Below are 26120 nucleotides of genomic sequence, written 5' to 3' on the forward strand. Positions count from 1 at the left end.
CTCCATGTCAGTATATTGGCAAGCCTGAAAAACGTTTGTGTCATTTTTTCCTCATTGTCTTAAGTTGTTCGTTGGGAGTATCTGAACTAGATGGAACACAGCTTTTTGATTCAAGTTTTATTAATGCTTGTCATTGCCATTATTTCTATTGCGTTGTTGCGCCGAATAGAGCTTCCTGCAATTTTGGCTTATTTGTTTACCGGGGTCATTAGTGGCCCGAGTGGTTTCCATTGGTTTACCCAGCATCAAATGCAATCGGTTGCTGAGCTGGGTGTGGTACTGCTGATGTTTACCTTAGGTCTTGAGTTCTCTTTGCCGAGATTATGGGCTATGCGCAGAACCGTATTTGGTCTGGGTGTTGCGCAAATGACGATTACGGCGTTGCTCGGTATTGGTGGCGCGATGCTGTTTTCGCAGACCTTGGTTGAGTCTGTGGTGATTGGTTCTGCGATTGCGCTTTCATCCACTGCAATTGTATTAAAGCTACTGAATGAACAAGGTTGGTTGAGGCGCCGCCACGGTGAGCTCTCTGTGAGCGTGTTGCTATTTCAAGATATCGCAGTTGTACCGTTACTCATCTTGTTGCCTCTGCTCGCGGCAGATGGTGACAGCATGTCAATTGAAGGCATCGTGATTAGCATTGTGCAAGGCAGTCTTGCCTTTATCACCATCATGGCTATCGGCAAGTGGGCTTTACCCCGACTTTTTGATGAAGTTGCGCGTTCAAAGTCGAATGAGCTATTTGTTTTATCCACACTGGTGGTTGCATTAATCACTGGAGCTATCACTCAGTGGTTAGGCCTTTCAATGGCATTAGGTGCATTTATGGCGGGTATGCTGCTGAGTGAGAGTCAATACCGTCGGCAGCTTGAAGCGGATATTCGCCCGTTTCGAGATCTATTGATGGGCCTATTTTTTATTTCCATCGGTATGTTACTCGATTTTTCGCTAGTGCTTCGCTTCTGGTGGCAAATATTACTGATCCTCGTGCTGGTGGTCTCCAGTAAAGCGCTTATTGTTTTTATTATTTTGAAGCTTGCAAAAGAGTCTTTTCGTGCATCTGTCGCAACGGCGTTGAGCCTTGCTCAAGTGGGTGAATTTAGTTTTGTTGTCTTAGCCTTGGCTGTGAATTATCAATTATTGGATAAAGAGGTGAGTACCATTTTGGTGATGGTTGCAGTGATGTCGATGGCAATTGCACCTTGGCTTGTTCGCCATAGTATGGATGTGGCAAAACGCCTGCAAGGGGTGAAACGAAAACCCACGACGAATGAAACAATTCCTCATATTGAGCATCATTCAGACCTTGTTGTCATCCTTGGCTATGGTCGTGTCGGTCAAACCATTGCGCGCTTTTTAAAAACAGAAGCTGTTCCTTATATCGTTTTGGATTTAGACCCGACTCGTGTGGCCGAATCTAGACAGGCCGGAGAACCAGTTTACTTTGGTGATGCTTGTAAGCGCAGTATCTTGAAGGAAGTCGGGATTAGAGATGCGAAAATGATTGTTTTGACCTTTTCAGATCATCGAACATTAGAAGATGTCACCGCGCTCTGTCGCCAGTTGGTTTCGAATGCAAAAATATTGGTGCGTACCCGTGATGATGAAGGGCTTGAGGAGTTAGAAGAAGCGGGTGCAAGTCAAGTTATTCCTGAAACGCTGGAAGGCAGTTTAATGTTAGTTTCTCAGGTGCTTTATCAGTGTGGCGTGCCACTAACGCGTATTTTGAAACGGTTGGAATCCGAGCGCCGGAATCATTACCAATACCTACATGGATTCTTTTCAGGTACAGAAACTGACTTTAGTTTGGAGCTATTACATGCAGTCGCCTTGCCACGTGGCGCGAATGCAGTTGGCAAATTGGTCGCAGACATTGCTTGGGATGAAATGAAAATTGAATTGCGGGCTATTCGTCGTGGTGGAGAAGAGTTTGATCACCCTGATGGTGACTGGGTTATTCGAGCCGGGGATACGTTATTGTTAGTGGGTAAGCCCCGCCGTGTGGAAAAAGCTGAGGCATTTTTACTGCAAGGTTAAGAGAGTTGAAGGTAAGAATTGTTTAGGTTTGTCGCATATCTTGCACTATGCAGTCAGCGAGCTCAGAACAAGCGCTGAAGAATATAACAAAGGATTGTACATATGTTTTATTACCCCCTCCAAATCGCGCTCGCCCCGATTTTGCTTTATCAAGGTAAGCAAGTGCGAAAAACTGCATTGAAGTTGCCTGAAGCTGCAGGTGCGCGTCAGGGTAGGTGCGGCGAAGGGGAGCCGTTAAAGGTTCTCATTATCGGTGACTCGGCTGCGGCTGGAGTTGGCGTTGATTGTCAATCTGAAGCACTGAGTGGTCAGTTAGCTCAGGCATTAAGTCATCAGTTTGACGTGCATTGGCAATTGAGAGCCCAGTCAGGGTTCACGACTTATGATTGCATGCGTGCAATTGAAGTAACGGATTGTGTCGTTGATGTTGTTGTCGTGTCTTTAGGCGTGAATGATGTGCTGCGTTTGCCAAATGTGAATGTGTGGATGAAGCATCAAAGTGCTTTTATTAGTGTATTAAGGCAGACTTATCAACCGCAACAGATCATATTGACCCAAGTACCACCTATGGGACATTTTCCATTGTTACCTCATCCTTTGCGCTTTTTTCTCGGTTATAAGGCCAAGCTTTTCAATTTAGCGCTATCGAAATGGGTACAGCAGCAGAATGATTGCAGTCTATTGGATATTAGTGGTGAGTTAACGCAAGCGCATATGGCGAAAGATGGTTTTCATCCGGGGCCCAAAATTTATCAACGTTGGGGTCGCGTTGTCGCGCAAGAAATTATACAAAACAGGTTGTCTTAACCAATATCAAAAAAAGATTTCAATTCATCGATTTGGCACATCGCATCTTGATAGCCCAGATCGATTAAGGCGCTCGTATAGGCCTTCTCAAATAACAGGTAAGACACAATACTTGAGTCTGAGCGGCGATCGATGCCGATTAGCCTTAATAGGCTTCGCACTGCAAAAGGCATATCTTGATAATAATGAGCGGCAAGCTGGCTTAAATCTTCACTTGGTTTAATTACGAGAGTTTCGATTTGTCGTAAAGGTATTGCCTGTTGGTTCTCCTCGGGGATCATTGCAAGCGTTTTGTTAATTCGCTCTAGCCTTTCAAGATCGCTATTGAGTGTATCAGAAAAAATCGTATCCAATAGATGACCTGCAATGGTTGCTGTTTTTGGATGGTGCTTTAGTTCTAACGGTGCCTGTTTATGGGGGCTTTCCAAATTGATCACTAATATCTTTTTTGCGCCAAGATGTATCGGACTGCTTAAAGGTGCAAGCTGATGGACAGAGCCGTCGCCATAATAACCTTGGCCTAATTTTACCGAAGGGAAAACCAATGGAATGGCCGAGCTCGCAAGTAAATGTTCAGTATTTAACTGTATTCTTTCACCGCTTCTTCTGGCTCGATGCCAGTCATCTAACTCTTTCGCCGCTTGAAAAAATGTAACTGATTTAGAGGTGTTATAGCTAGAAGTATCAACACTCAGAGCGGTTAACGCGCCATTTTGAATATTCCTATCAATACGATCAAAGTCCATTAACTCATTGAGAAGGTTTCGTAAAGGTTCATTATCAAATAGGCTGCCCGGTTCAGAGTTCAGCTTGCCGTCTTGAATGCCTCGGAGTGCCATCTTTCCTAAGTGGGATAGCACACCGGGAATAGACGATTGATATACTTTGCTCGTGGTGAAGTTTCGCCAAACCCATTCTAATTTGCGTACCCCTAGATGAAAGCAAGAGGCATGTGTCGCCATAGAAATACCATTGATAGCACCCGCCGATGTACCACAGATAATCTTAAATGGAATTCCGTGATTGCGAGGATAGAATTGGACGATCGCCTTAAATACACCCACTTGATAGGCTGCTCGCGCACCACCACCACCGAGAACAATCGCTCTAGACTCTGGCAAATAACCTTCCTCAAATATTTGAAACCTATATTAATTAAAGCGTTAAACGTTGTGAAAAATCAAGTTGCATTTGTTGTGAGCTTTCAAAGTCGCTTTGAAACGGGGAGGTATATCAAAAGCGTAATTAACGACTTGCTAAATTAAGGGTTCGCTAAGCTTTGTGGCTAGCGGCATTGTATCGTAAAAACAGATTGCCACTATCTAATGGATACGTTTTACCTGATTGTATTCGGACGGTAACCTAAACATATCGAAAGCGAATCTGGGGTTTCATCGACATAGGTCCAGATAGAATCGATATTGACACATCATGCGTTCAACCTCTCATCTCCATGTTTTAAGGCCATTTCCTGAATGGCCTATTTTTTTGTCCAAAACCCACCTAACCATTTAGAGGTATCTTGCTGTTTTTAGTTGTGAAATTGGCCCCTGCTCCAAACTTAACCTTAAGAAATGTAATGGTTTTTTATTTGTTAATATCGCTTGTTTTTTCTCTTCTATACTTAGTTGGAAACGAAAACTTATAGGCAAAACTTCTTGGAGATAAACATGAATACTCTATGTCGATGTCTTTTTCTTTGCTTGGCCATTGTCGGGGCTGTGATGAGTCCATCTGCAATTGCTGAAGCAAAGAAAGTCTTGGTCATTCAGAGCTATCACGCTGAATACCCATGGGATAAGAGCTACTTGAAAGGAATTCGACAAACCCTTGATGGAAATTATGAAATTGAAACGTTCCAAATGGATACAAAAAGGGTTCCCAAGGATGCATACCAACAGCAAGCGGATAAAGCTTGGGAAAAATATAAAAGCATGAAGCCCGATATTGTGATGCTTGGTGATGATAATGCTCTTAAATATTTGGGTAAACGTATTGATGATGACGGTACCCCTGTGGTTTTTCTTGGTATCAATAGCAACCCAAGAGCCGTTGGGATTGGCAAGATGAAGCAGGTCACTGGAATTCTGGAGCGTCCGCTGTTCAAGCGTAACATTTCAGAGGTTAACAAAGTGATGAATAACAGTCTCAAATCAGTATTGATTTTGTTTGACTCAGGAACCACATCTCAAGCCGCGGTGACCGATGCGTTTAAGGGCAAAGATACGCTGAAAGTCGGAAAGGTCAAAGCGACACTGAAGCTGATTGATACCCAGTCCAAATGGCAGCAAGCAGTTTCGAACGCCAAGTCTGATGGCTATGATGCCATTATTGTTGGGCTCTATCATACGATAGTCGATGACAGTGGCAAGCATGTGCCTGCAGGCGACATCTTATCATGGACCTCTGAGAATACCCCTGTGCCGCCGTTTGCATTTTGGGACTTTGTTGTGGGTAGAGATAAAGCTATCGGTGGGCTCGTGCTATTTGGTGAAGTGCAAGGCGTTGAAGCAGCAAAGGTTGTAAAAAGAGTTTTAGCCGGCGAATCACCGAAGAAGATTCAACCGGCAGTCGCGAAGAAAGGTCGCTTTTACTTTAGTCAAGCACAGCTTGACCGCTGGTCTTTGACGCTACCGAAGTCGATTCAAAGCAAAGCAAGTGTCATCGATTAAAAAGAGCTGCTCTTTTTAGGGTTTTTGGGTGATGGCGGTCATTTTTACTGTCATCGCTTAAATTGAAAGTGATGTAAAGCGGTGTTGAGGGAGTATTTAGCCCACAGGGATAGGACGCAGTTAGTGATGCCAAACCGCAATAATTTGGCGAGAGTGAGCAATGAAAATATCAAATAGTATTAAGTTAAAACTCAATATTAGCTTTGTATTTCTCATTTCCATGTTGTTGGGGTTATCAGGTGTCTACAACTATTTCCAACAAAAAGATCAATTGGAGTCTCAGTTTTCTAGCCAAGTGAATGCAAGCCTTTCACGCTTGTCCAATAGCTTACCGGAACCCGTATGGAATTATGAAACTGATATGGTCGCGAGTATTATTGGCTCAGAAATGACCGCACAAGGTGTCAAATCCATCATCGCTTGGTCTGGTGAAGATGTGATTTATGGTAGCAATAAAGATGACTCGCAAACATTAACTCAAACCAGTGACGCGCCAGCAAAGTTTACCAAAGAGCTGTCCCAAGAATTAACTGTGGTTGAGGATGAAGAAAAAGTGCCGGTTGGCAAACTAGCACTTTTTACCGATGACAGTCATATTCGCTCAGCTTTAAGTCACCAGCTCATTGTTACTGTGATTGAGATTGCAGTGCTGGATATCATTATCGTGGCTTGTCTTTCTTGGCTATTGTCCTCGTCAGTTTTAAATCGTTTGAGTCGGGTCACCGATGCCATTTCAGATATTGCCGATGGTGAGGGCGACCTGACATGCCGAATAGAGGACGATAGCAAAGATGAGCTTGGCCAATTATGTGATTCATTCAATGCGGTAATTAAAAAATTACAGGCTGTCATGCTAAACGTGGCTGATGATGCCACACAACTTGCTGATACAGCACAAGAAACGTCTCAGATTACCGAACAAACCACAAAAGGTGTGAATAGTCTTAAGCATGAAACTTCACAGGTAGCAGCTGCGATTCATCAAATGTCTGTGACAACTAAAGAGGTTGCGGAAAGTGCTGCACAAGCTGCAGACTCCGCAAGAATCGCTCAAGAAGAAGCGAATAATGGCTATGACACCTTGCACGAAACTATCGAGGATATAGGAAAGCTGTCAAAGGATATCGAAGATGCTGAAGGCGTGATTAAACGTGTGGCACAAGACAGTGACAGCATTTCTTCGATATTAGGTGTGATTCGTTCGATTGCTGAGCAAATTAATATGCTTGCATTGAATGCTGCAATTGAGTCAGCGCGTGCTGGTGAGCAAGGGCGAGGTTTTGCTGTGGTTGCTGATGAAGTGCGAACATTAGCCTTGAGAACTCAGCAAGCGACTGAAGAAATCCAAACCATGATAGAAAGCTTGCAAGCAGGAACTTCTGAGGCTGTTATCGTGACCGAAAGAGCCCATGAGCAAGCTGGGCATGTTGTTCATCGAGCAGAAAAAACAGGCCAAGGGATCAAAGAAATTACCGCATCAGTTGAAGAGATTGCGCAGTTTACCACTCAGATTGCGCAGGCTACTGATCAGCAAAGTACGGTTGCGGGAGAAGTCGATCGTAATATTGAGAATATTAGCGATATTACTCAAGAAACTGCGATTGGTGCTGACAATACTGCGCAAGCGACAGAGCAGCTTGCTGAGCTTGCTGTGAATTTACAAGGTGTGGTTGGTCAGTTCAAAGTTCAGTAAGTATTTGGTTGATTTGTTGGAGCGCTGGGGGCTGGTGTGTTTTAACTATTTTGGAAGTCAATGTGTGTACTGGTTTCATAAAAAAACGCGCCTAATCGCGCGTTTTTCTATTTTTTGCATTTGATTGCAGGTTTAAACCTGGCCACCATTTTTAATGAATTCTACAATTTGATCGAATGGGATTTCTTGTTTTTCACCCGTACGTCGGTTTTTGTATTCAAATACACCAGCATCAATATTGCGATCGCCGATGACGACAATATGCGGTAGTCCAACAAGCTCCATATCAGCAAACATGACGCCGGCACGCTCTTTTCTGTCGTCAAATAATACTTCGACACCAGCCTCTGTCAGTTCCTGGTAGAGCTTCTCTGCATGCTCTTTCACGCGGTGAGATTTATGCATGTTCATGGGTAAGATACCAACTTTGAATGGTGCAATGGCCTCAGGCCAAATGATGCCACGGTCATCATGGTTTTGTTCAATTGCTGCAGCGACAATACGGCTGACACCCACACCATAACAACCCATGAGGAGTGTCTGCGCTTTACCATTTACATCCAGTACCTTGGCACCCATGGCTTCGGAGTAATTCGTACCCAGTTGGAATATATGGCCAACTTCAATACCGCGAAGTAGGGCAATCGTACCTTGACCACAAGGGCTGGCTTCACCTTCAATGATATTACGAAGATCGGCAGCTGGTGCTTCGGCGATATCTCTTTCCCAGTTGATGCCGGTGTAATGCATCCCATCTTGGTTTGCACCCGCCGCGAAATCACTCATGACAGCGACAGAGTGATCAATGATGACTGGAATAGAAAGCTCAACTGGGCCCAGAGAACCAGGACCTGCGCCTATGGCTTTACGGATATCTGCTTCATCAGCAAATTCAAACGGTGCAAGAACCTGTTCTAGATTCTCTGCTTTTACTTCATTGAGTTCATGATCACCGCGGACAATAAGCGCAACTAAAGGTGCCTCTTCGCTTGAACCTTTTACAATGAGTGTTTTAACGGTTTTTTCAATCGCAATACCATAGTGCTCAACTAATTCTTCAATGGTTTTTGCTTTTGGAGTCTCTAACTTGGAAAGCGTTTGTGTCGCCGCTTGACGTGTTTCCGTTGGTTGTGGAGACTCTGCTTTTTCAATATTGGCTGCATAATCACTTTCTGTAGAATATGCGATTAGATCTTCGCCAGAGTTCGCTAACACGTGAAACTCATGGGACAGACTGCCACCAATTGCTCCTGTGTCAGCCATGACTGGGCGGAAACCAAGCCCCATACGACTTAAAATATTGCTATAAGCTTGGAACATTGACTCGTAAGTTTCGTCCATCGTTTGTTGATCTAGATGAAAAGAGTATGCATCTTTCATCAAGAATTCGCGTGAACGCATTACGCCAAATCTAGGTCTAACTTCATCTCTAAACTTGGTCTGAATTTGATAAAGATTTAGCGGAAGCTGTTTGTAAGAGCTAACTTCTTTACGAACGATATCAGTAATGACTTCTTCATGGGTTGGGCCCAATACAAAGTCTCGGTTGTGGCGATCTTGAAAGCGCAGCAACTCTGGGCCAAATTTTTCCCAGCGGCCTGTTTCTGCCCACAAGTCAGCAGGTTGCACCATTGGCATTAAGATCTCTACAGCGCCAGCACTGTTCATTTCTTCGCGTACAATCGCTTCAACCTTACGTAAAACACGTAAACCAGAGGGTAACCAGCTGTATAGTCCCGAAGCATTGCGGCGGATCATTCCTGCTCGCAACATTAACTGATGGCTAATAACTTCTGCATTTGCAGGGGTTTCTTTTTGTGTAGATAGCAGGTACTTGCTGACGCGCATGAACATGTCCAATGTTAACTAGAATGGCCGCTATTTTAGCAGCTATGCACCTGTTGTCACCAAGGTATTTTAGGTTTCTAATGGCATTTCATTCAGAGAAAGCATTATTTTAAGCATGTGCTAAAGATGTTCGTGCTAGCGTCGTTGATTTATCGCGACGATCCCCAATAATTTTTGCTGGGTTGCCTGCGACAATTGCATATTCAGCAACGTCATGTGTGACGATCGCGCCCATCCCTATGACGGCATGGCTGCCAACCGTCACACCATCGACGATTCCTACTTGGGCTCCGATCCAGACATCTTCACCAATCGTAACGCCTTGGGAAGTCACGGCTTGCTGGTAAATCGGTAAGTTGGGTGCCATGCCATGATTGAAAGCATATATAGTGACATTGTTAGCGATGCGGGTTCTATTGCCGATTGATATGCCGGCTTTACCGCCATCGAGTGAGCATCCATGATTGATGGCAACTTCATTGCCAATCACAATTGGGCCATGTAAGAAGCTATTGGCTGCCAGCATACATTGATCGCCGATGACAATATTTCGGCCAGGTTCTGCAAAGAGTTCAGCTTCTGGCGCGATGAAACAATGATTGCCAATTGCAACGGTCTCGAGCAATTGTAACTGTTCTTGAATCTTATTTTGCCAAGGTATCGCCCATTCAAGGTGTTTTGGTTTTAATGAAAAGTAGAGCCATGGCATATAGGACAGGCGTTTTTTATGCTGTGTTTGATAATCAGGTTTTTCGGACATAATTTTTAAATTACCTAACTTTCGGGTGACGCGACTTGGCGAGCATGCCTTCTTTAACTTCGATGACATGAATTTGATTGTTTATAACTTTCCAGAACACATCGAAATCGTACAAAGCAACTTGATACATTTTGGGGTCATCGGCTTTTTTCTTATAAGCTGGGCGAGGATCTTGACTGAGTACACCGAGAATTAACGGCTCGAGCGCTTGGTTCGGTGCTTGTTGGGCTATTTGCGCCAATTGATTGCGTGCGAGCTCTGTGAAATTCACACGCATTAATTCGGGGGCTTGTTGTGCCATGCCCCCTTGCGCGCCTTCAATTGCATCGGAAAAAGGAATATAGGGTTTTATATCGATGATGGGGGTTTCATCGAGTAAGTCCATGCCTGAAATTTCGAGCGTGACTTGACCGTTTTCATTGTTCACAGCGTGTAAGCGAACGACACTTTGTCCTATTCCATTCGGCCTAAAAGTTGCTCGAGTTGCAAAAACCCCTAGCTTTTCATTGCCTCCTAAGCGGGGTGGACGTACCGTCGTTTTCCACCCTTGTTCAAGGTTTTGATGAAAGCTAAAAAGTATCCATAGGTGAGAGTATTGCTCAATACCTCGCACACTGTCGGGATCATTCAATGCACCAGCTAGCTTTATGAAGCCCCGAGCATTGACTAAGCCGGGCTGGCGAGGGATGCCAAATTTTTGTTTATATGGGGTATAGCAGTATCCGACCGCTTGAATTGTTGCAGAAAAATCAGCGCTCACACTATTCACCATTGCCTAGAACAATTGCGTGCCCAACACAACTAACCCGGCTAATACATTGGTTATCCGCCTGTTCAAAAGTGGTACAACGCCTAACTATAAGCCCGTTGGCTTGAATGTTTGCTGCGTTGAGTCGCGCTTGAGTTCGAGCTTCTTGTGCTGATGCTGGTTGATCGTTCGCTTTGGCTTGGCAAGACTCTCCCTCAACTAATGCAAGCGTTTGATAGGTTTGCTTCGGCAAATTTGACTCGTCAAAAACGACAACCGTCCCAGGCTTGAAATATGTCTCGACCGCTTGGCTATTCAGGTTACTATGAAAGGTATAGTTATTTGCGCATGCACTTAAAAGCCCTGTACAGCTCAAGGCGATAATCAGAATACGGCGATTTTTCATGCAAAATTCCTATCTAGTTATGTTTAGTGGAGGTGGTTTTAGCAATGAGTCAATTGCCAATAGGTTATTCTAACACTCTGAGTGTGTACTGAATATCTTCGCTTCAGTGGATATCTGATTTAATTCGACCTCTTGGGCTTGTAAAAAGTAACCGGCGCAATTGTTTTAAATCGCGCTGCTGCATTGAAATGTTTCATTTGTATTCAATACTTTCAATGGAGTGGTTGTTAAAGCGAGCAGAGGAGGCTGGCTTACAGAATTCAAATTGTTTACTGGGTCGTTTAGTTTCCCTTGGCTCTTTCTTATTGCATTGCTTACTGTTGCGTTATTTTCTACGTTTTAGCTGGTAATGATATGCCGCCTTTTTATACCGGTTTGAGTGCCGTAAGAGGGTGGGTTGATTCGCCTCAAAGTTTCATTGCTGGTTTTTGAGCTCAGCTCTAAGTTCATCCGTATTCGTACTGAGTTGCAAATGTCCCTTATTGCATTATCTATTCGTGTGAATCTGCTTAAGCCGCCCATTAAAAGGGCATTTTATAAAAGTCATTGAGGAGAAAGGTAGTTGGCGTATCAAAGACGGAAGTTAGTGCAGTAAAGGGCATGAAACATAATTAGATCCAGAATAAATACATTAAGTTCATATAAATTATTTGCCCCACAGCAAATAAACGCCGTTGCACTTTTGTTACATTCTATTAACGCGATCGTGTCAATGAATTGAAAGCGTCAAATTAAAGTCACCTTTGAGTTTGTTATGTTTAAACAGAAATCAAATTAGAGTTTGTGCACTACTTTGAAGTGTTGTCGCTTAGTTGGCACTGTTGAGGCCAATTCATTGGTATCGATGCTCTTAAGCGAATTATATACTTTGTTAAACTTAGTTTTATTTTACTGGTATCCGTCTTGAGCTCCGCCTTTGTAAGGCTTGAATGAATCAATTGTTTAGCAAGATTTAGTTTTAGAATAGCTTGTTTAACCGAGCCTTGAACTAGAGGTAAAAAACTGAAGTACAGTCAAAGCGCTGTCGTTGTGGGGGATGATTAAGGAGTGTCGTGCTCACTGAAGTTAGCGGCGTATTGCTATCGACCGTAAGCTTCTCATTCATATACGGCGGCCTAGATTGCATTCGGGGTGGGAGTCAAAGACAGCTGTCATTAGTTACAATCTGAAGTGTTACACCAATAAGATATTTGAATAAAAGGCCGGGGGTAAAAATAGAGCGAAAATGTCGACTAATATCCGTTTTACGCTAATAAAGACATTGGTAGCCTGCAAGTGAGTAGAGATTGCTGGCATCCTACTGCGTGAGAAAAAAATAAACCCAGTTGTACTGGGTTTATTTTTACACGATACGGTTTGAGTCTCAGAAAGACAAAAGCCTCAAGAGTGACGAGGGTCAATTAGATGAGAAAGTCATCCATTGAGCGTCCAGCATCAACTTGGTTTTTAAATACAGTGGGCATACGGCCTTGGCCGGTCCATGTAATAGTTTCGCCTTCAACGTCAATTTTATATTTTGCTGGACGAGGTGCACGTTTTTTAGGTGCTGCTTTAGTTGCTACGCCACCTAAATCATCCACAGATAAGCCAATGGCTTCCATTTGTAGACGAATTTCTTCAATCTTCGCATTTCGCTCAGCATTAGCTGCTTCTTCCTGTGCGACTGAGGCTTCCTTTTCTGCGATGATTTTCTCAAGTTTGACTGCAACTTCGCGCAAATCTTCAAGGGCTAGTTCTTTAACTGCCGCTTTTAAACGACGCCCGTGAGTTAATATTTCTAGAAAATCGCTCATAGTAGTTTCTATTCCACTTTATTAATAAAAGGGTTAATAAATTCAATACGGGTAAATAATAGAAATTTATTTCTTATGAATCAAATTATATTGAATAAAAATACAAAAAAATCCGCTTTTTCATTGATAGATGATTAAACTTTATTTATTTCAAGCTTATTTACATTGTTTTATTGCCTTGAAAAGAACAAAACACCCGCTTGATTGCAGTTGACGTTAACGTCAACAGCGCGTAGAGTAGCATTATGTGATTTTGGATAAAGTGCGGTGCATTTTTGAGATGTATGTCAGTTGCCCACTGTATGAGGAGCGCTGTGCATGCTTATGCAATGTTGATCACTCACTCCTTTAAGTCCAGAAATTGTCTTCATTTATAAAGGTGTAGAAAGGAAGCCCTATGAAAGTATTGGTACCAGTCAAACGTGTGGTCGATGCTAATGTTAAGGTTCGCGTCAAAGCTGATGGCTCAAGCGTTGATACAGCGAACCTCAAGATGGCATTGAACCCTTTTTGTGAAATTGCTGTTGAAGAAGCGGTTCGTTTGAAAGAAGCCGGTGTTGCTTCAGAGGTTGTTGTTGTCAGCATCGGCCCTAAGACTGCACAGGAGCAATTGAGAACGTCAATGGCTTTGGGTGCCGATCGCGGCATTTTAGTAGAAACAGATGAAGAGCTGGTATCGCTTTCAATAGCCAAAATACTAAAAGCTATTCAGGAGCAAGAGCAAGCAGGCTTAATCTTGCTAGGCAAGCAGTCCATTGATGGTGACAATAATCAAACTGGGCAAATGTTAGCTGCATTGACATCATTGCCTCAGGCAACATTTGCATCAGAAGTAAAAGTGGAAGGTGAAACTTTACTTGTGACTCGAGAAGTTGATGGTGGTTTACAAACATTAAGCATGCCTCTGCCTGCGATCGTAACTACAGATTTACGTTTGAATGAGCCTCGCTACGCCAAACTACCTAATATCATGAAAGCCAAGCGCAAACCTTTGGATACTGTCACGATAGAGTCTTTAGGGGTTACCTTAAAGCAGCATCAAAATATTTTGAAGGTTGCAGCGCCGGCTGAAAGACAAGCGGGCATTATGGTTAGCTCAGTTGAAGAGCTTGTCGAGAAACTTAAAAATGAAGCGAAGGTGATTTAAATGGGCATTTTAGTTATAGCAGAGCATGATAATGCCAGCCTGAAGCTGGACAGTGCCAAAGTGGTTCAATGTGCGCAACAAATTGGTGGAGAAGTGACTGTACTAGTTGTCGGGCATCAATGCCAAGGCGCCGCTGAGCAAGCACAAGCCTTAGCAGGTGTTCATCAAGTGATCGTCGCAGATGCAGAAGCTTATCAAGCAGGGGTTGCAGAGAATATTTCACAGCTTATCTCGCAATTAGCTGCTGATTTTGATTATGTTCTAGCGGCAGCTTCAAGCCAAGGGAAAGATACACTTCCACGTGTTGCAGCATTGCTTGATGTCGCTCAAATTTCTGAAGTTGTGGAAGTGATTGCGGCAGACACCTTTGTGAGACCAATCTACGCAGGGAGTGCATTAGCAACGGTCCAAAGTCTAGATGATAAAAAAGTGCTGACCGTTCGTGCTGCGGCGTTCGATGCAGTGGAAATGACGGGGAATGCAAATCTTACTGCACTGGATACCGTCATTGACGCGAAGACAAGCTTCGTGAGTCAAACCCTGACAGAGTCAGAGCGTCCTGAACTCGGCGGCGCTAATGTGATTGTATCTGGCGGTCGTGGGATGGGCAGTGGTGAAAATTTTGCCATCCTTGAACAATTGGCAGATAAGCTTGGTGCAGCTGTTGGCGCATCGAGAGCTGCTGTCGATGCGGGTTTTGTTCCAAATGATTTGCAGGTCGGTCAGACAGGTAAAATTGTGGCACCAGAGCTTTATATTGCGGTCGGTATTTCGGGCGCGATTCAACATTTAGCTGGGATGAAAGATTCAAAGGTCATTGTTGCAATAAACAAAGATCCGGAAGCCCCAATTTTTCAAGTTGCAGATTATGGTATTGAAGCGGATTTATTTGACGCTGTGCCGCAATTACTTGAGTTGATCTAAATTGTGATTTAAGTCACGATAAGTGGCTTGGAGGTAGCATCCTCTTAGCTGCTTGTGTTTTGATGTGCGCCACGCCTTTTGAAGGCGTCCTGAGAAGTAGAGGCGCACCAAATATTAGTAGCGGTTAGTAGGGTGATACCGACGATCCACCGTAAAAGGATTTGGTGCCGAAGTGACAAGTCTATCGAAACTTGTTGCTGGGGCTGTTACCGAAAAGGTACAGCACTGCCATAGTAGAGCTTATCGTCTTGATAAGTATTTTAACTATGGAGCGCTACTGAAAGGATTGGCGCACATTGGTTTCTCTCCAAAAGCCTCCCATTCAGTTGTACTCCATTCGCAATAAAGACGAAGATAATAATAATATGACTGTCTTAAGTTATGCCGATTCGGCACTTTCTGTTTTACCGCCAGTAATTGCGATTGCACTTGCAGTTGTGACGCGGCGTGTTCTTATCTCCCTTGGGTTAGGGATTATTGTTGGAACGTTATTACTCAGCAACTTTTCTGTGGTAGATGGTGGCGTATTTTTGCTAACAAGCATCACAGGTTTGTTTTGGGATGATGGGGCTGCCAATACCTGGAACTTATATATTCTAGGTTTTTTAATCTTACTTGGCATGATTACGGCGCTGATAACAGTGAGTGGTTCGGCGAGAGCTTTTGCAGACTGGGCACAGCAGCATATTCGCAACCGCAGAGATGCTAAATTACTGACCATGTTCCTTGGGTGCGTCGTCTTTATTGATGATTACTTTAATAGTTTGGTCGTAGGTAGCGTGGCTAAGCCTGTGACCGACAAATACCAGATTTCTCGCGCAAAACTTGCTTATCTGCTTGACTCAACGGCGGCTCCTGTTTGTGTTATTTCACCGGTTTCTAGTTGGGGTGCTTATATTATTGCGCTTATCGGCGGTATTTTAACGGCTCATGGTTTCGCAGATGAAGGGCATCTCGGTATTTTCTTACAAATGGTACCCATGAACTTTTATGCAATATTTGCCTTGATGTTATTGCTGTGTGTTTCTTTTATGGGGCTTGATGTGGGCGCGATGCGCACGCAAGAGAAAAAAGCTGCGATGGGTGAGCTTTATGACCCTGAAAAAGGGTTACCTCCCGGCGCGAATTCAGATTTACCGGAAGCAGACACGGGTAAAATTCTTGGTTTATTTGTGCCGATAACCACCCTTGTATTTGCCACTTTCTTTTTTATGCTCAATAGCGGTGCGGCGGCACTGGCCGCAGAAGGCCTCGATTTTTCTGTAATTGGTGCTTTTGAAAAGACGGATGTGAGTTCTTCTTTATTCTTTGGCGCCATTGTAGGCCTTGCTGTCACTATCATTCTAGTGGCCATTCAAGGGGTCGAAAAGAGCTTGGTTATGACCGGTTTGCTCCAGGGCGGACGTTCTATGTTACCCGCTATATATATTCTGCTTTTTGCGTGGACTATTGCCGGAATTATTGGTCAGCTTGAAACGGGTAAGTTTATGGCGAGCTTAGCAACAGGTAATATTCCTTTTGCACTATTGCCAGCAGTGATATTCATCCTTGCGGGATTGACAGCGTTCGCCACAGGAACGAGTTGGGGCACATTCGGCATTATGCTACCAATCGCTGCAGATATGGCGATGGGCAGTAATAGTGAGATGATGTTACCTATGTTGGCAGCGGTACTCGCTGGTGCGGTATTTGGGGATCACTGCTCTCCGATATCAGATACCACCATTTTGTCCTCAACGGGGGCGAGTTGCCACCATATTGATCATGTGGTGACACAGCTTCCCTATGCACTCATCGTCGCCTTGATTAGCTTAGTTGGCTACATTGTTCTTGGTTTCACTGAGTCGATTTATATCGGAATGCTTGCCAGCTGTATTGTGTTTGTAGCAAGTGTATTTGCGCTTAAATTTAAAGTAGCGCGTTACGCTCAATAAAATCAGGTACGGCATTTAGCCATGCGTACTTAGATTATCCAGCGGGCAACTATCTATAAAAACCACCTTCATTTACGGTGGTTTTTTTTATTGTACGCGCGTCATTGGCTCACACAAATCGAGATTGATATATGGTTTGCATTTGCACCTAGTGGTAAACTTGAGCTCGAAAACTTGCCACTAATTAATCCAAAGGAATACCGGTTTGGCGCAGCTTTATTTCTATTACTCGACCATGAATGCAGGTAAATCAACGTCTTTACTTCAGTCGTCTTATAACTACCGCGAGCGAGGGATGAACACTCTTGTAATGACAGCGTCTATTGATGACCGTTATGGCATCGGCAAAGTTTCGTCTCGAATTGGTATTGAGTCTGACGCACAGGTATTTAGTGCAACCGATAACCTGATTGATATGATTGCTACTTCCCATGAGGCAGACAAGTTACATTGCGTGCTTGTTGATGAGTGCCAGTTCCTGAGTAAGGAGCAAGTAAAGCAGCTAACCTATGTGGTCGACGTATTGAATATACCTGTACTTTGTTACGGCTTAAGAAATGACTTCCAAGGTGAACTCTTTAGTGGAAGTCAGTACCTTTTGGCTTGGGCCGATAAACTGGTTGAACTCAAAACTATTTGTCACTGTGGCCGTAAGGCTAATATGGTCGTTCGCCTTGACGGTGAGGGCAATGCGTTGCGAGAAGGAGAGCAAGTAGAGATTGGCGGTAATGAAAGCTATGAGTCGGTCTGCCGCAAGCATTTTAGAGAGCTAATATGGGATTAGTTCGCTCGTCGTTTTGATGACTTATTAAGAATAATCTGTCGTCGTGAGTACTCTGAGAATATTCGTCGTGGTTGCGCTGTGTGCACGCTGTTAAATATTTAGCCCTACATTGTTGTAGGGCTTTTTAATGCCTGCACGTTAATTGGAGAGTTTTAGAGTTGCACTGGATAATGCTATTGCGGTTTAACGTAAGGCTTGGATGAGAGAGCGTACTTCAATACGTACGTCATCAATTGCTGCAACGATAACCTGAGCGCTTTGTTCTTCTTGAGCCATGGTTTGCCATTGATTTTGCCATGTTTGCTTTAATTGAGTGGCAGAGGCTTGTACTTTGGGTTCGGTAATCATACTGAGATCGGCAATGAGTCCAACTTTGACCCAGCCCATACGCGGGTTACCCTGTTGTAAATTTTGATCGTAATGAGCCGAATAAACAATGCTTTCTAACTCCGCCAACTGCAGTAACAGCTCAAAGCTTGCAGAACGGACATTGCTATTGTACTCGGTAATTTCCATTCGCCAGACATTGTAGCTAAAACCAATGAGTGCAAAGAGCATGCTAAAAATGGCCGTGATTTGGAACACACTTAACCGCATTGTCGCAGGCTTTTGTGGATTGATTGGTTTGCGATTGGTGGTGTTTGCCATCATCATCTCCAGCAATTATCAGGTGTACTCTTTCATACAAAGCAATCTATCCTGTGAGCGGGATAGATTTAAGCATTAGTTTGACGACCACTCAAATTGGAACGACTGCTAAGTCGTACTTTAAATAAAGACAGGTTTGGGCGCGAACTTGTTTCAATAAAAGTGGCAAGCCCAAACATGGCGACTTCTTCTTTTTGAATCGAATTGTTTTTATACCATCACCATGTTTTGAGAAGGTAGGCGATATTGTGGGTGGTAGGGCGCTAGCCGATGGTAGCAAGTTGAGTGATGGTAAAGCGAAACAGCACGTTTTATAAATTACGCGCTGTTTCAATCGCAAGTTTTGTTGAACAATGAATCGTCTGATTATCAATCCATTGCAGGAACTGGCTCAACTTCTTGGCCAATATGGAAATCAAAGCAGAAATGATCACCAGGGTGATTCCAAAAGCTCGTCGCCTGTCGTTTTGGCGTATCCATCGAAAAAATGGCACACAATTGATAGCGCTGTTGACCCGTGACATTGTATTCATAGTCAGTGCTATATCTTGGGTCCTTTGGATTTTTCTTATGTTCTTTGCCGTCAATCAGCTGGCCTACAGTCGCAGGAAGTTGGCGATTGGATTGCCAATAGACTTGAATGCGGTCACTTAGAATTTTGAGATGTTCAAGGCGAGTGGTGTCTCGGCGCCAAGCACTGCGATCAACTGGCGCTTCCATTGGTGGCATAATTAAAATGGCAGCCACAATGCCTATGATTATGATAGCTCCGGCAACAGAAGCAATAATAATTTTATTGTTCATAAGTCAACATGGATCCTTTTTAAAGCAGTAATCACACCTGATTTTGGTCAATCAATAATACTTAATCATACCCAAGATTGTATGCAATATTAATCTGTTAGCGTATTTATTCGTAACAAACGCCGTCAAACTCACAGTTTAAGGCTGTGTTGATTTAACTTTAGCCTAATATAAAGCAAAAAAGCACGTATTCACGTGCTTTTCTTCAATTGAGAGTGCGGCTTTATTAGAGGCACATTTCTGGAACATGCTCGGGTACCACCAGTTTGCCTGCCGTTTTGGCGATGATTTCCTCTACGGTAACCCCAGGGGCGCGCTCTAGCAAATGGAATGCACCTTCTTTAATTTCGATAAAGGCAAGATCCGTCAGTACTCTTCGAATGCAGCCATACCCAGTGAGGGGAAGTTCACAGTCGGATAATAGCTTTGAGTTGCCCTTTTTATCTGCATGCATCATCGTCACAATAATATTATCTGCACCAGCAACCAGATCCATAGCTCCGCCCATGCCCTTAATTAACTTGCCTGGGATCATCCAAGATGCAATTGAGCCGTTGACGTCTACTTCAAATGCACCTAAAACAGTTAGATCGACGTGTCCGCCACGGATCATGGCAAAGCTCTCTGCTGAAGAAAAAAATGAAGCTCCATCGACTGCAGTTACCGTTTGTTTACCGGCATTAATTAGATCAGGATCTAAGTTTTCTTCAGTTGGAAACTCCCCCATACCCAGTAAGCCGTTTTCTGATTGCAGCATAACTGACATGCCTTTTGGCACATAGTTCGCTACAAGGGTAGGAATGCCGATCCCGAGGTTAACGTAGTAACCATCTTTTAATTCTTGTGCCACGCGCTGAGCGAGCTGTTCCCTTGATAATGCCATGTTGAACTCCTTACTCTGCGGTTGCTTTGATGGTGCGCTGCTCAATCCGTTTTTCAAACGTGCCTTGCAGCAAACGATCGACGTAAATACCTGGCGTATGAATATGGTCAGGATCCAGCTCTCCGGGCTCAACGATATGTTCCGCTTCAACTACGGTAATTTTACCGGCTGTTGCAATCATTGGGTTGAAGTTGGCCGCTGTTTTACGAAAGACCAAGTTACCCATAGTGTCCGCTTTCCACGCGCGGATCAGTGCAAAGTCAGCTTTTAAAGCCGGTTCCAAAACATAATGACGACCGTCTATCTCTCGGGTTTCCTTTCCTTCCGCAACCGGCGTACCATAGCCTGTGGCCGTAAAGAATGCGGGAATGCCAGCGCCGCCAGCACGAATTTTTTCTGCTAGCGTGCCTTGGGGAGTTAAAATGACATTGAGTTCTCCACTGAGCATTTGTTGCTCAAAAGTCGCATTTTCGCCGACGTATGATGCAATCATGGTACTGATTTGCTTTTGTTTCAGCAGTAAACCTAGCCCAAAGTCATCTACGCCTGCATTGTTTGAAATTGCAGTGAGCCCTTTAACTTTCATCTCCACCATTTGGGCAATTAGCCCTTCAGGTATACCACAGAGGCCAAAACCGCCGACCATAATGGTCATATCGTCTTGAAGGCCATCTAGCGCTTCTTCATAGCTGTTTACCAGCTTATTGAATCCCATCATTTTGTTTCTCCATTCAAATTTGTTGAGTGCGCTTTAAATTGTCCCTTAAAGTGCCGCTGATTCATGGCCAATGGCTTGCGCGACCTTGGAACCGCTCGACCGACCTAATGCCGTACTAATGCGATGACCTGCTTGCGCAAGCAAATGCAAATCTATACCTGTACTCACCCCCATGCCATGGAGCATGTAGACCACATCTTCTGTGGCAACATTTCCTGAGGCGCCTTTGGCATAAGGGCAACCTCCAAGTCCTGCGACAGACGCGTCAATTACGCTGACGCCAGTTTCTAAGCAGGCGAGTATGTTGGGGAGTGCTTGACCGTAGGTATCATGGAAATGCAGTGCAAGTTGTTCTACGGGCACTTTGCTTGCCACCGTCTCTACCATCCGTCGGGCATTGATGGGCGTACCGATGCCAATGGTGTCACCAAGGGATATTTCATAACAGCCCATTTGATGCAGTACATCGGCAACATGGGCGACGGCGGTGCTTTCGATGTGTCCTTCATAAGGGCAACCCAGCACGCAAGAAACGTAACCGCGAACCTTAATATTGGCTTTTTGCGCTGCTTCCATAAGCGGTTGAAATCGAGCAATGGATTCTTCAATGCTGCAATTAATATTTTTTTGACTAAAGCTCTCTGATGCTGCGCCAAAAATAGCGACTTCATCAATGCCAGACGCTAAGGCAAGCTCAAAACCTTTCATGTTTGGGGTGAGTGCACTATAAACAACGCCTTTGGCTCTTGGCATTTCTTGGATGACATCCATAGAGTCTGCCATTTGCGGGACCCATTTGGGCGATACAAAGCTCCCGGCTTCAATACGTTTTACGCCTGCTTTGGCTAGATCATCAATGAGCCGAATTTTATTCTGCGTGGAGACTGGCTTTTCATTTTGTAAGCCATCGCGGGCACCCACTTCAAAAATACTGACCTGTGCTGGTAAGTTGCTTGATTGCGACATTTAAGCTTCCTCCGCTTGCCCTGCATGTTCGGTGACATTCAGCAGCAGCGCACCGTCACTAACCAGCTCTCCTGGAGAGAAGTAAAATTCACTGACCGTACCATTAAATGGTGCCTCAATGGTGTACTCCATTTTCATCGCTTCCATCACGAGTAAGCCCTGACCAGCTTCAACTGTATCGCCTACTTGGGCTAGGTGAGTGACCACGGTGCCATTCATTGGCGCTTTGAGTTTGTCTTCGCTGCTGGCTTGCTCTTCAACGACTTCGGTTTGCATGACCTTAAAGTGATAACTACCAGAATTAAAAAATAACGTGAATTCTTCCCCTTCATGGCTGACTGCGACTTTACTTCGATGACCGTTTATTTCTGCGTGTAGTTGCTCATCATGCAGACTACCCCGGAGTTCAAGCGAAACATCATTGAGTGTCAGTAGGTACTTACCAGCGACTTCATCAACGCTTAATTGGTGAAGCTGCTGTTGGCCATCAAGTAACGAAAGTGAGTGGCTACTACTGGCGTTGAGCCTAAAGCCGCTTGCTTGCCCCCAAGGGGAGTGAGGGTCTCGACTGTTCACGGCAGACGCTTGAGCCGCGGCTTTCCGAGCACAGAGTTGATAAAGCGCTGCGAGTGCGAGGGCTGTATGCTCGTCATTTGTCACTTGACCAATTAACGCATCGCCATAACGCTCAATGAAATCAGTGCTGAAGTCTGCATCGACGAAAGATTGATGCTCAACAATATTGGCGAGAAACTCGATATTGTGTTTTAAGCCGCTGATTTGATACGAAGCGAGTGCGTGAACAAGTCTCTGAAGGGCGCGCGGGCGTGATTCGTCCCAAACAATGAGCTTAGCGATCATGGGGTCATAGAAGTTACTGATGACATCATTTTCACGGATCCCTGAGTCGATACGCACATGCATGCTTTGCTCTGGTTCACGCAAGAAGTTGAGTTTGCCGCTGGCCGGTAAAAAATCATTTTGTGGATCTTCGGCGTAAATTCTTACTTCGAAAGAATGCCCATGGATACGAACTTCATCCTGAGTGAGTGGCAACTCACTGCCACTGGCAACCATTAGTTGCCATTTGACAAGATCTTGTCCAGTAACCATCTCGGTGACCGGATGTTCAACCTGTAAGCGAGTATTCATTTCCATGAAATAAAAGCTATCATCGGTATCAAGCAGAAACTCAACGGTTCCAGCGCCTCGATAGTCAATGGCTTTTGCGGCGGCAACGGCCGCTTCCCCCATCGCTTTTCTTAATGCATCGCTGAGGCCCGGAGCAGGAGCTTCCTCTACAACTTTTTGATGGCGACGCTGAATCGAACAATCTCGATCTGAAAGGTAAATGCAGTTCCCTTGGCTGTCAGCAAAAACTTGCACTTCTACGTGTCTAGGTTGACGTAAATAACGCTCCATTAGTAGCTTGTCATTACCGAATGAAGAGCTTGCTTCTCGCCTTGCAGAATGAATCGCTTCAAGTACCTCAGAGCTACTTTCGACGATCCGCATTCCTTTGCCACCACCGCCGTAGGCTGCTTTGATCAGTAAAGGAAAGCCCATTTTGTTGGCTTCAGTGACTAATAGTTCATCGGATTGCGCTTCACCATGGTAGCCGGGGACTAATGGTACTTTTGCGGCCTGCATGATTTCTTTGGCTGCACTTTTACTGCCCATGGCATCAATTGCATCTGCACTTGGGCCGACGAAAGCGACACCGTTGTCTTCACACAGTCGGGCAAAATCGGCGTTCTCAGATAAAAAACCATAGCCGGGGTGGATGGCTTGAGCGCCTGACTTCTTGGCAATTTCAAGAATATGCTCACCTTTTAAATAAGATTCGCTGGGTGCGCTCGCTCCGATGTAGAAGGACTCATCAGCCATGGCAACATGGCGAGCGTCTTTATCTGCGTCGGAATACAATGCAACGGTTCGAACACCCATTGACCGCGCAGTTTTGATAATGCGGCAAGCGATTTCACCTCGGTTAGCAATTAGAATTTTGGTGAACATTATTTCGCTCCTTGAAGGTCTTTAGTATCACTATCGATTGCATGTATCCAACTGGGTTGCCGTTTGTCAAAGAAGGCATTTAAACCTTCTTGTCCTTCTTCGGATACGCGAATTTTGGCAATTTGCTCGGCAGTAAAATCTATGGTTTTGCTATCGATGACGCCATCTTCTTGAACTTGAATTAACTGTTTAGCCCAAGCAACAGCCTGCGGACTGTTGTTTTTAAATGCTTCAATGATGGGCGCTGATGCGAGAGATAAATCATCATCAATTTCATGGATGATATTGAGTTGTTGCGCAGTCAATGCGTCGAAACGCTCAGCCGTTAACATATAGCGTCGTGAAGCGCTTACGCCCATGGTTCGAATGACATAAGGGCTAATAACCGCAGGGATTAAACCAAGTTTGACCTCACTGAGGCAGAAACTTGCTTTACTATTAGCAATCGCGACGTCACAACAGCAAATTAGCCCGAGAGCTCCGCCAAAAGCGGCACCTTGAACTAAGGCGAGAGTTGGCTTTGGAAACTTATCGAGATCCGACATTAACTTAGCGAGCTGATGTGCATCCGCGAGATTTTGTTGGTAGTCCATTTGGGCTTGTTTACGCATCCAATTGAGATCGGCGCCGGCACTAAAGTTTCTACCTTTGGCTTTGAGGACCAAGACTTGGCATGTTGAGAGTTCGGCAAGCAATGCCAGTGCATGAATGATTTCAGCAATCATAACTTCATCAAACGCATTGTGTTTATCTGCGCGATTGAGACAGATTTCGCCAACGCCATTGTCGAGCGTTAACTGAATGTATTGCAGATCGTGATCCAACTGTGCGATTGCGTGTTCAGCTGATTTTGAGTTGTTCATGGTGTATTCCTTAATTCAGTCTATTGTTGCTGTGCAAGCACAATTACATGCGGAATACACCAAACTTGGTGTCTTCTATCGGTGCGTTAAGGGCGGCGGATAGTGCTAAGCCAACGACATCACGGGTTTGTGCAGGATCGATGATGCCATCATCCCAAAGCCGTGCGCTGGCATGGTATGGGTGACCCTCTTTATCATATTGTTCAACAATGGGTTGTCTAAAGGCTTGTTCATCGCTATCAGACCATGCCACGCCTTTTCGGGCCAATCCATCTCTGCGGACTGTTGCGAGAACACCTGCGGCTTGTTCACCACCCATGACAGAAATACGAGCATTAGGCCACATCCACATCATGGTTGGGTCAAATGCGCGGCCACACATCCCATAGTTACCTGCACCATAACTGCCGCCAATAATCACGGTAAACTTGGGCACACTGGCACACGACACTGCTGTCACCATCTTGGCACCATGTTTTGCAATCCCTTCATGCTCGTATTTTTTACCAACCATGAATCCGGTGATATTTTGTAGGAATAGCAAAGGGATTTTGCGTTGGCAGCACAACTCAATAAAGTGTGCACCTTTCTGGGCGGACTCTGAAAACAAAATGCCATTGTTGGCAATAATGCCGACGGGATAGCCATGAATACGGGCAAACCCACACACGAGCGTTGCACCATAACCGGCTTTGAACTCATCGAAGTCAGAGTCATCAACTACGCGGGCGATCACTTCTTTGACATCAAAAGGCTTTTTCAGATCGGTGCCGACAATGCCATACAGTTCTTCGATATCATATTTCGGTGGTTTAACCGCGCAGAGCAGGCTTTCAATTTGCTTTTGATTATTAAGACGAAGAACAGATTTACGAGCGAGCTCCAAAGCATGTTCATCGTTTTGCGCCATATGATCTGCCACGCCGGATATTTTGGTATGTACCTCTGCACCGCCGAGTTCTTCTGCGCTTACTTCCTCACCGGTAGCGGCTTTCACTAGTGGTGGACCGGCAAGAAAAATCGTACCTTGCTCTTTGACAATAATGGACTCATCGGCCATTGCGGGTACATACGCGCCACCGGCGGTACATAGACCCATGACAACCGCAATTTGAGGAATGCCTTTGGCTGACATTTGCGCTTGATTAAAGAAAATACGGCCAAAATGATCCCGGTCGGGGAATACCTCATCTTGACGGGGTAAATTTGCGCCGCCTGAATCCACTAAATAAATACACGGAAGGTGACAGCGACTTGCAATATCTTGAGCGCGCAGGTGTTTTTTTACGGTTAGTGGGTAGTAAGTCCCGCCTTTGACTGTGGCATCATTGGCGATGATCATGCATTCAACACCGCTCACTCGGCCTATACCTGCAATAACACCTGCCGCTGGTACTTCTTCATCATAAACGCCAAACGCAGCAAACTGAGCGATCTCTAAAAACGGAGAGCCCGGGTCGAGTAGTTTTTCGACCCGTTGTCGGGGCAGCAGTTTCCCTCGAGAAACATGACGCTCACAGGCGACGGCGCCACCGCCTTGGGAAATCTTATGTAGTTGCGTTTGAAGATCGGCCACTAACGTCGCCATTTCATCATGTTTGGTTTTGAATTCATCGCTACGTGCGTTGATACGGCTGCTTATCTGGGTCACAGTGCTGGTCCTTTATTC

General features: G+C 44.8%; 22 protein-coding genes and 1 riboswitch. Of the genes, 8 read left to right on the plus strand and 14 right to left on the minus strand.

What is annotated here, in order from left to right:
- Positions 1 to 90: 90 nt before the first annotated feature.
- A complete protein-coding gene (locus IEY18_RS05000) occupies positions 91 to 2037 on the plus strand; it encodes a monovalent cation:proton antiporter family protein (protein ID WP_188918449.1) in 1947 nt (648 codons plus the stop codon).
- 102 nt (positions 2038 to 2139) lie between these two features.
- Entirely contained in the window at positions 2140 to 2844 is a 705-nt protein-coding gene (locus IEY18_RS05005) for an SGNH/GDSL hydrolase family protein (protein ID WP_188918452.1), read from the plus strand.
- Here the strand turns inward: IEY18_RS05005 and IEY18_RS05010 are convergent.
- Positions 2841 to 3965: a patatin-like phospholipase family protein gene (locus IEY18_RS05010; protein WP_188918455.1), complete on the minus strand. Its 1125-nt coding sequence runs from the start codon at positions 3963 to 3965 to the stop codon at positions 2841 to 2843. The two genes, IEY18_RS05005 and IEY18_RS05010, sit on opposite strands and share 4 nt — an antisense overlap.
- Before the next feature lie 549 nt (positions 3966 to 4514).
- On the opposite strand from IEY18_RS05010, the gene IEY18_RS05015 reads away from it, so the two are divergent.
- On the plus strand, positions 4515 to 5516 hold the full coding sequence (locus IEY18_RS05015; RefSeq protein WP_188918457.1) for an ABC transporter substrate-binding protein: 1002 nt from the start codon (positions 4515 to 4517) through the stop codon (positions 5514 to 5516).
- A gap of 160 nt (positions 5517 to 5676) precedes the next feature.
- Positions 5677 to 7209: a methyl-accepting chemotaxis protein gene (locus IEY18_RS05020; RefSeq protein ID WP_188918459.1), complete on the plus strand. Its 1533-nt coding sequence runs from the start codon at positions 5677 to 5679 to the stop codon at positions 7207 to 7209.
- 132 nt (positions 7210 to 7341) lie between these two features.
- On the opposite strand, the gene IEY18_RS05025 is transcribed toward IEY18_RS05020, so the two are convergent.
- The 5 genes from IEY18_RS05025 to IEY18_RS05045 all read right to left on the minus strand — a co-directional run bounded on the left by IEY18_RS05025 (position 7342) and on the right by IEY18_RS05045 (position 12764).
- A complete protein-coding gene (locus tag IEY18_RS05025; RefSeq protein ID WP_188918461.1) occupies positions 7342 to 9057 on the minus strand; it encodes a proline--tRNA ligase in 1716 nt (571 codons plus the stop codon).
- 109 nt (positions 9058 to 9166) lie between these two features.
- On the minus strand, positions 9167 to 9817 hold the full coding sequence (locus IEY18_RS05030) for an acyltransferase (RefSeq protein ID WP_188918463.1): 651 nt from the start codon (positions 9815 to 9817) through the stop codon (positions 9167 to 9169).
- Positions 9818 to 9827: 10 nt separating this feature from the next.
- Positions 9828 to 10589, minus strand: coding sequence for a tRNA (N6-threonylcarbamoyladenosine(37)-N6)-methyltransferase TrmO (gene tsaA / locus IEY18_RS05035; RefSeq protein ID WP_188918465.1), 762 nt, complete (start codon positions 10587 to 10589; stop codon positions 9828 to 9830).
- Positions 10579 to 10971 carry an Rcs stress response system protein RcsF gene (gene rcsF, locus IEY18_RS05040; protein WP_188918467.1) on the minus strand — a complete coding sequence of 131 codons (393 nt, stop codon included), beginning with the start codon at positions 10969 to 10971 and terminating at the stop codon, positions 10579 to 10581. The genes tsaA and rcsF overlap by 11 nt, the downstream gene beginning before the upstream one ends.
- A 1400-nt stretch (positions 10972 to 12371) precedes the next feature.
- Positions 12372 to 12764, minus strand: coding sequence for an H-NS histone family protein (locus IEY18_RS05045; RefSeq protein ID WP_188918468.1), 393 nt, complete (start codon positions 12762 to 12764; stop codon positions 12372 to 12374).
- A 397-nt stretch (positions 12765 to 13161) separates the two neighbouring features.
- Here IEY18_RS05045 and IEY18_RS05050 point away from each other — a divergent pair, with 397 nt between their 5' ends.
- From IEY18_RS05050 to IEY18_RS05065, 4 genes are all read left to right on the plus strand, one after another.
- Complete coding sequence (locus tag IEY18_RS05050) at positions 13162 to 13911, plus strand: electron transfer flavoprotein subunit beta/FixA family protein (RefSeq protein ID WP_188918469.1); 750 nt, start codon at positions 13162 to 13164, stop codon at positions 13909 to 13911.
- Positions 13912 to 14835 carry an electron transfer flavoprotein subunit alpha/FixB family protein gene (locus IEY18_RS05055; RefSeq protein WP_188918470.1) on the plus strand — a complete coding sequence of 308 codons (924 nt, stop codon included), beginning with the start codon at positions 13912 to 13914 and terminating at the stop codon, positions 14833 to 14835.
- A gap of 89 nt (positions 14836 to 14924) precedes the next feature.
- Positions 14925 to 15120, plus strand: a riboswitch (Lysine riboswitch).
- A gap of 80 nt (positions 15121 to 15200) precedes the next feature.
- A complete protein-coding gene (locus IEY18_RS05060; RefSeq protein WP_188918471.1) occupies positions 15201 to 16769 on the plus strand; it encodes a Na+/H+ antiporter NhaC family protein in 1569 nt (522 codons plus the stop codon).
- Between the two features lie 205 nt (positions 16770 to 16974).
- Positions 16975 to 17553: a thymidine kinase gene (locus IEY18_RS05065; protein WP_188918472.1), complete on the plus strand. Its 579-nt coding sequence runs from the start codon at positions 16975 to 16977 to the stop codon at positions 17551 to 17553.
- Positions 17554 to 17736: 183 nt separating this feature from the next.
- Here IEY18_RS05065 and IEY18_RS05070 read toward each other — a convergent pair whose 3' ends face one another.
- From IEY18_RS05070 to IEY18_RS05105, 8 genes are all read right to left on the minus strand, one after another.
- Positions 17737 to 18201 (minus strand): hypothetical protein, encoded by a 465-nt coding sequence (locus IEY18_RS05070; protein ID WP_308424048.1) that lies wholly within the window; start codon positions 18199 to 18201, stop codon positions 17737 to 17739.
- Positions 18202 to 18570: 369 nt separating this feature from the next.
- The gene (locus IEY18_RS05075; protein WP_188918474.1) at positions 18571 to 19005 is read right to left on the minus strand and encodes a hypothetical protein; all 435 of its coding nucleotides are present in this window, start codon (positions 19003 to 19005) and stop codon (positions 18571 to 18573) included.
- Positions 19006 to 19231: 226 nt separating this feature from the next.
- Complete coding sequence (locus IEY18_RS05080) at positions 19232 to 19888, minus strand: 3-oxoacid CoA-transferase subunit B (protein WP_188918476.1); 657 nt, start codon at positions 19886 to 19888, stop codon at positions 19232 to 19234.
- Positions 19889 to 19898: 10 nt separating this feature from the next.
- Positions 19899 to 20606, minus strand: coding sequence for a CoA transferase subunit A (locus IEY18_RS05085; protein WP_188918478.1), 708 nt, complete (start codon positions 20604 to 20606; stop codon positions 19899 to 19901).
- Between the two features lie 45 nt (positions 20607 to 20651).
- Complete coding sequence (locus IEY18_RS05090; RefSeq protein WP_188918480.1) at positions 20652 to 21572, minus strand: hydroxymethylglutaryl-CoA lyase; 921 nt, start codon at positions 21570 to 21572, stop codon at positions 20652 to 20654.
- Positions 21573 to 23588, minus strand: a complete 2016-nt coding sequence (locus tag IEY18_RS05095) for an acetyl/propionyl/methylcrotonyl-CoA carboxylase subunit alpha (protein WP_188918482.1) — start codon at positions 23586 to 23588, stop codon at positions 21573 to 21575.
- Positions 23588 to 24451 (minus strand): enoyl-CoA hydratase-related protein, encoded by an 864-nt coding sequence (locus IEY18_RS05100; protein WP_188918483.1) that lies wholly within the window; start codon positions 24449 to 24451, stop codon positions 23588 to 23590. The genes IEY18_RS05095 and IEY18_RS05100 overlap by 1 nt, the downstream gene beginning before the upstream one ends.
- 43 nt (positions 24452 to 24494) lie before the next feature.
- Positions 24495 to 26102 carry a carboxyl transferase domain-containing protein gene (locus IEY18_RS05105; RefSeq protein WP_188918485.1) on the minus strand — a complete coding sequence of 536 codons (1608 nt, stop codon included), beginning with the start codon at positions 26100 to 26102 and terminating at the stop codon, positions 24495 to 24497.
- Between the last annotated feature and the right edge of the window lie 18 nt (positions 26103 to 26120).

Origin of the sequence: Shewanella gelidii (assembly GCF_014647855.1) — a bacterium.
GTDB classification, from domain to species: domain Bacteria; phylum Pseudomonadota; class Gammaproteobacteria; order Enterobacterales; family Shewanellaceae; genus Shewanella; species Shewanella gelidii.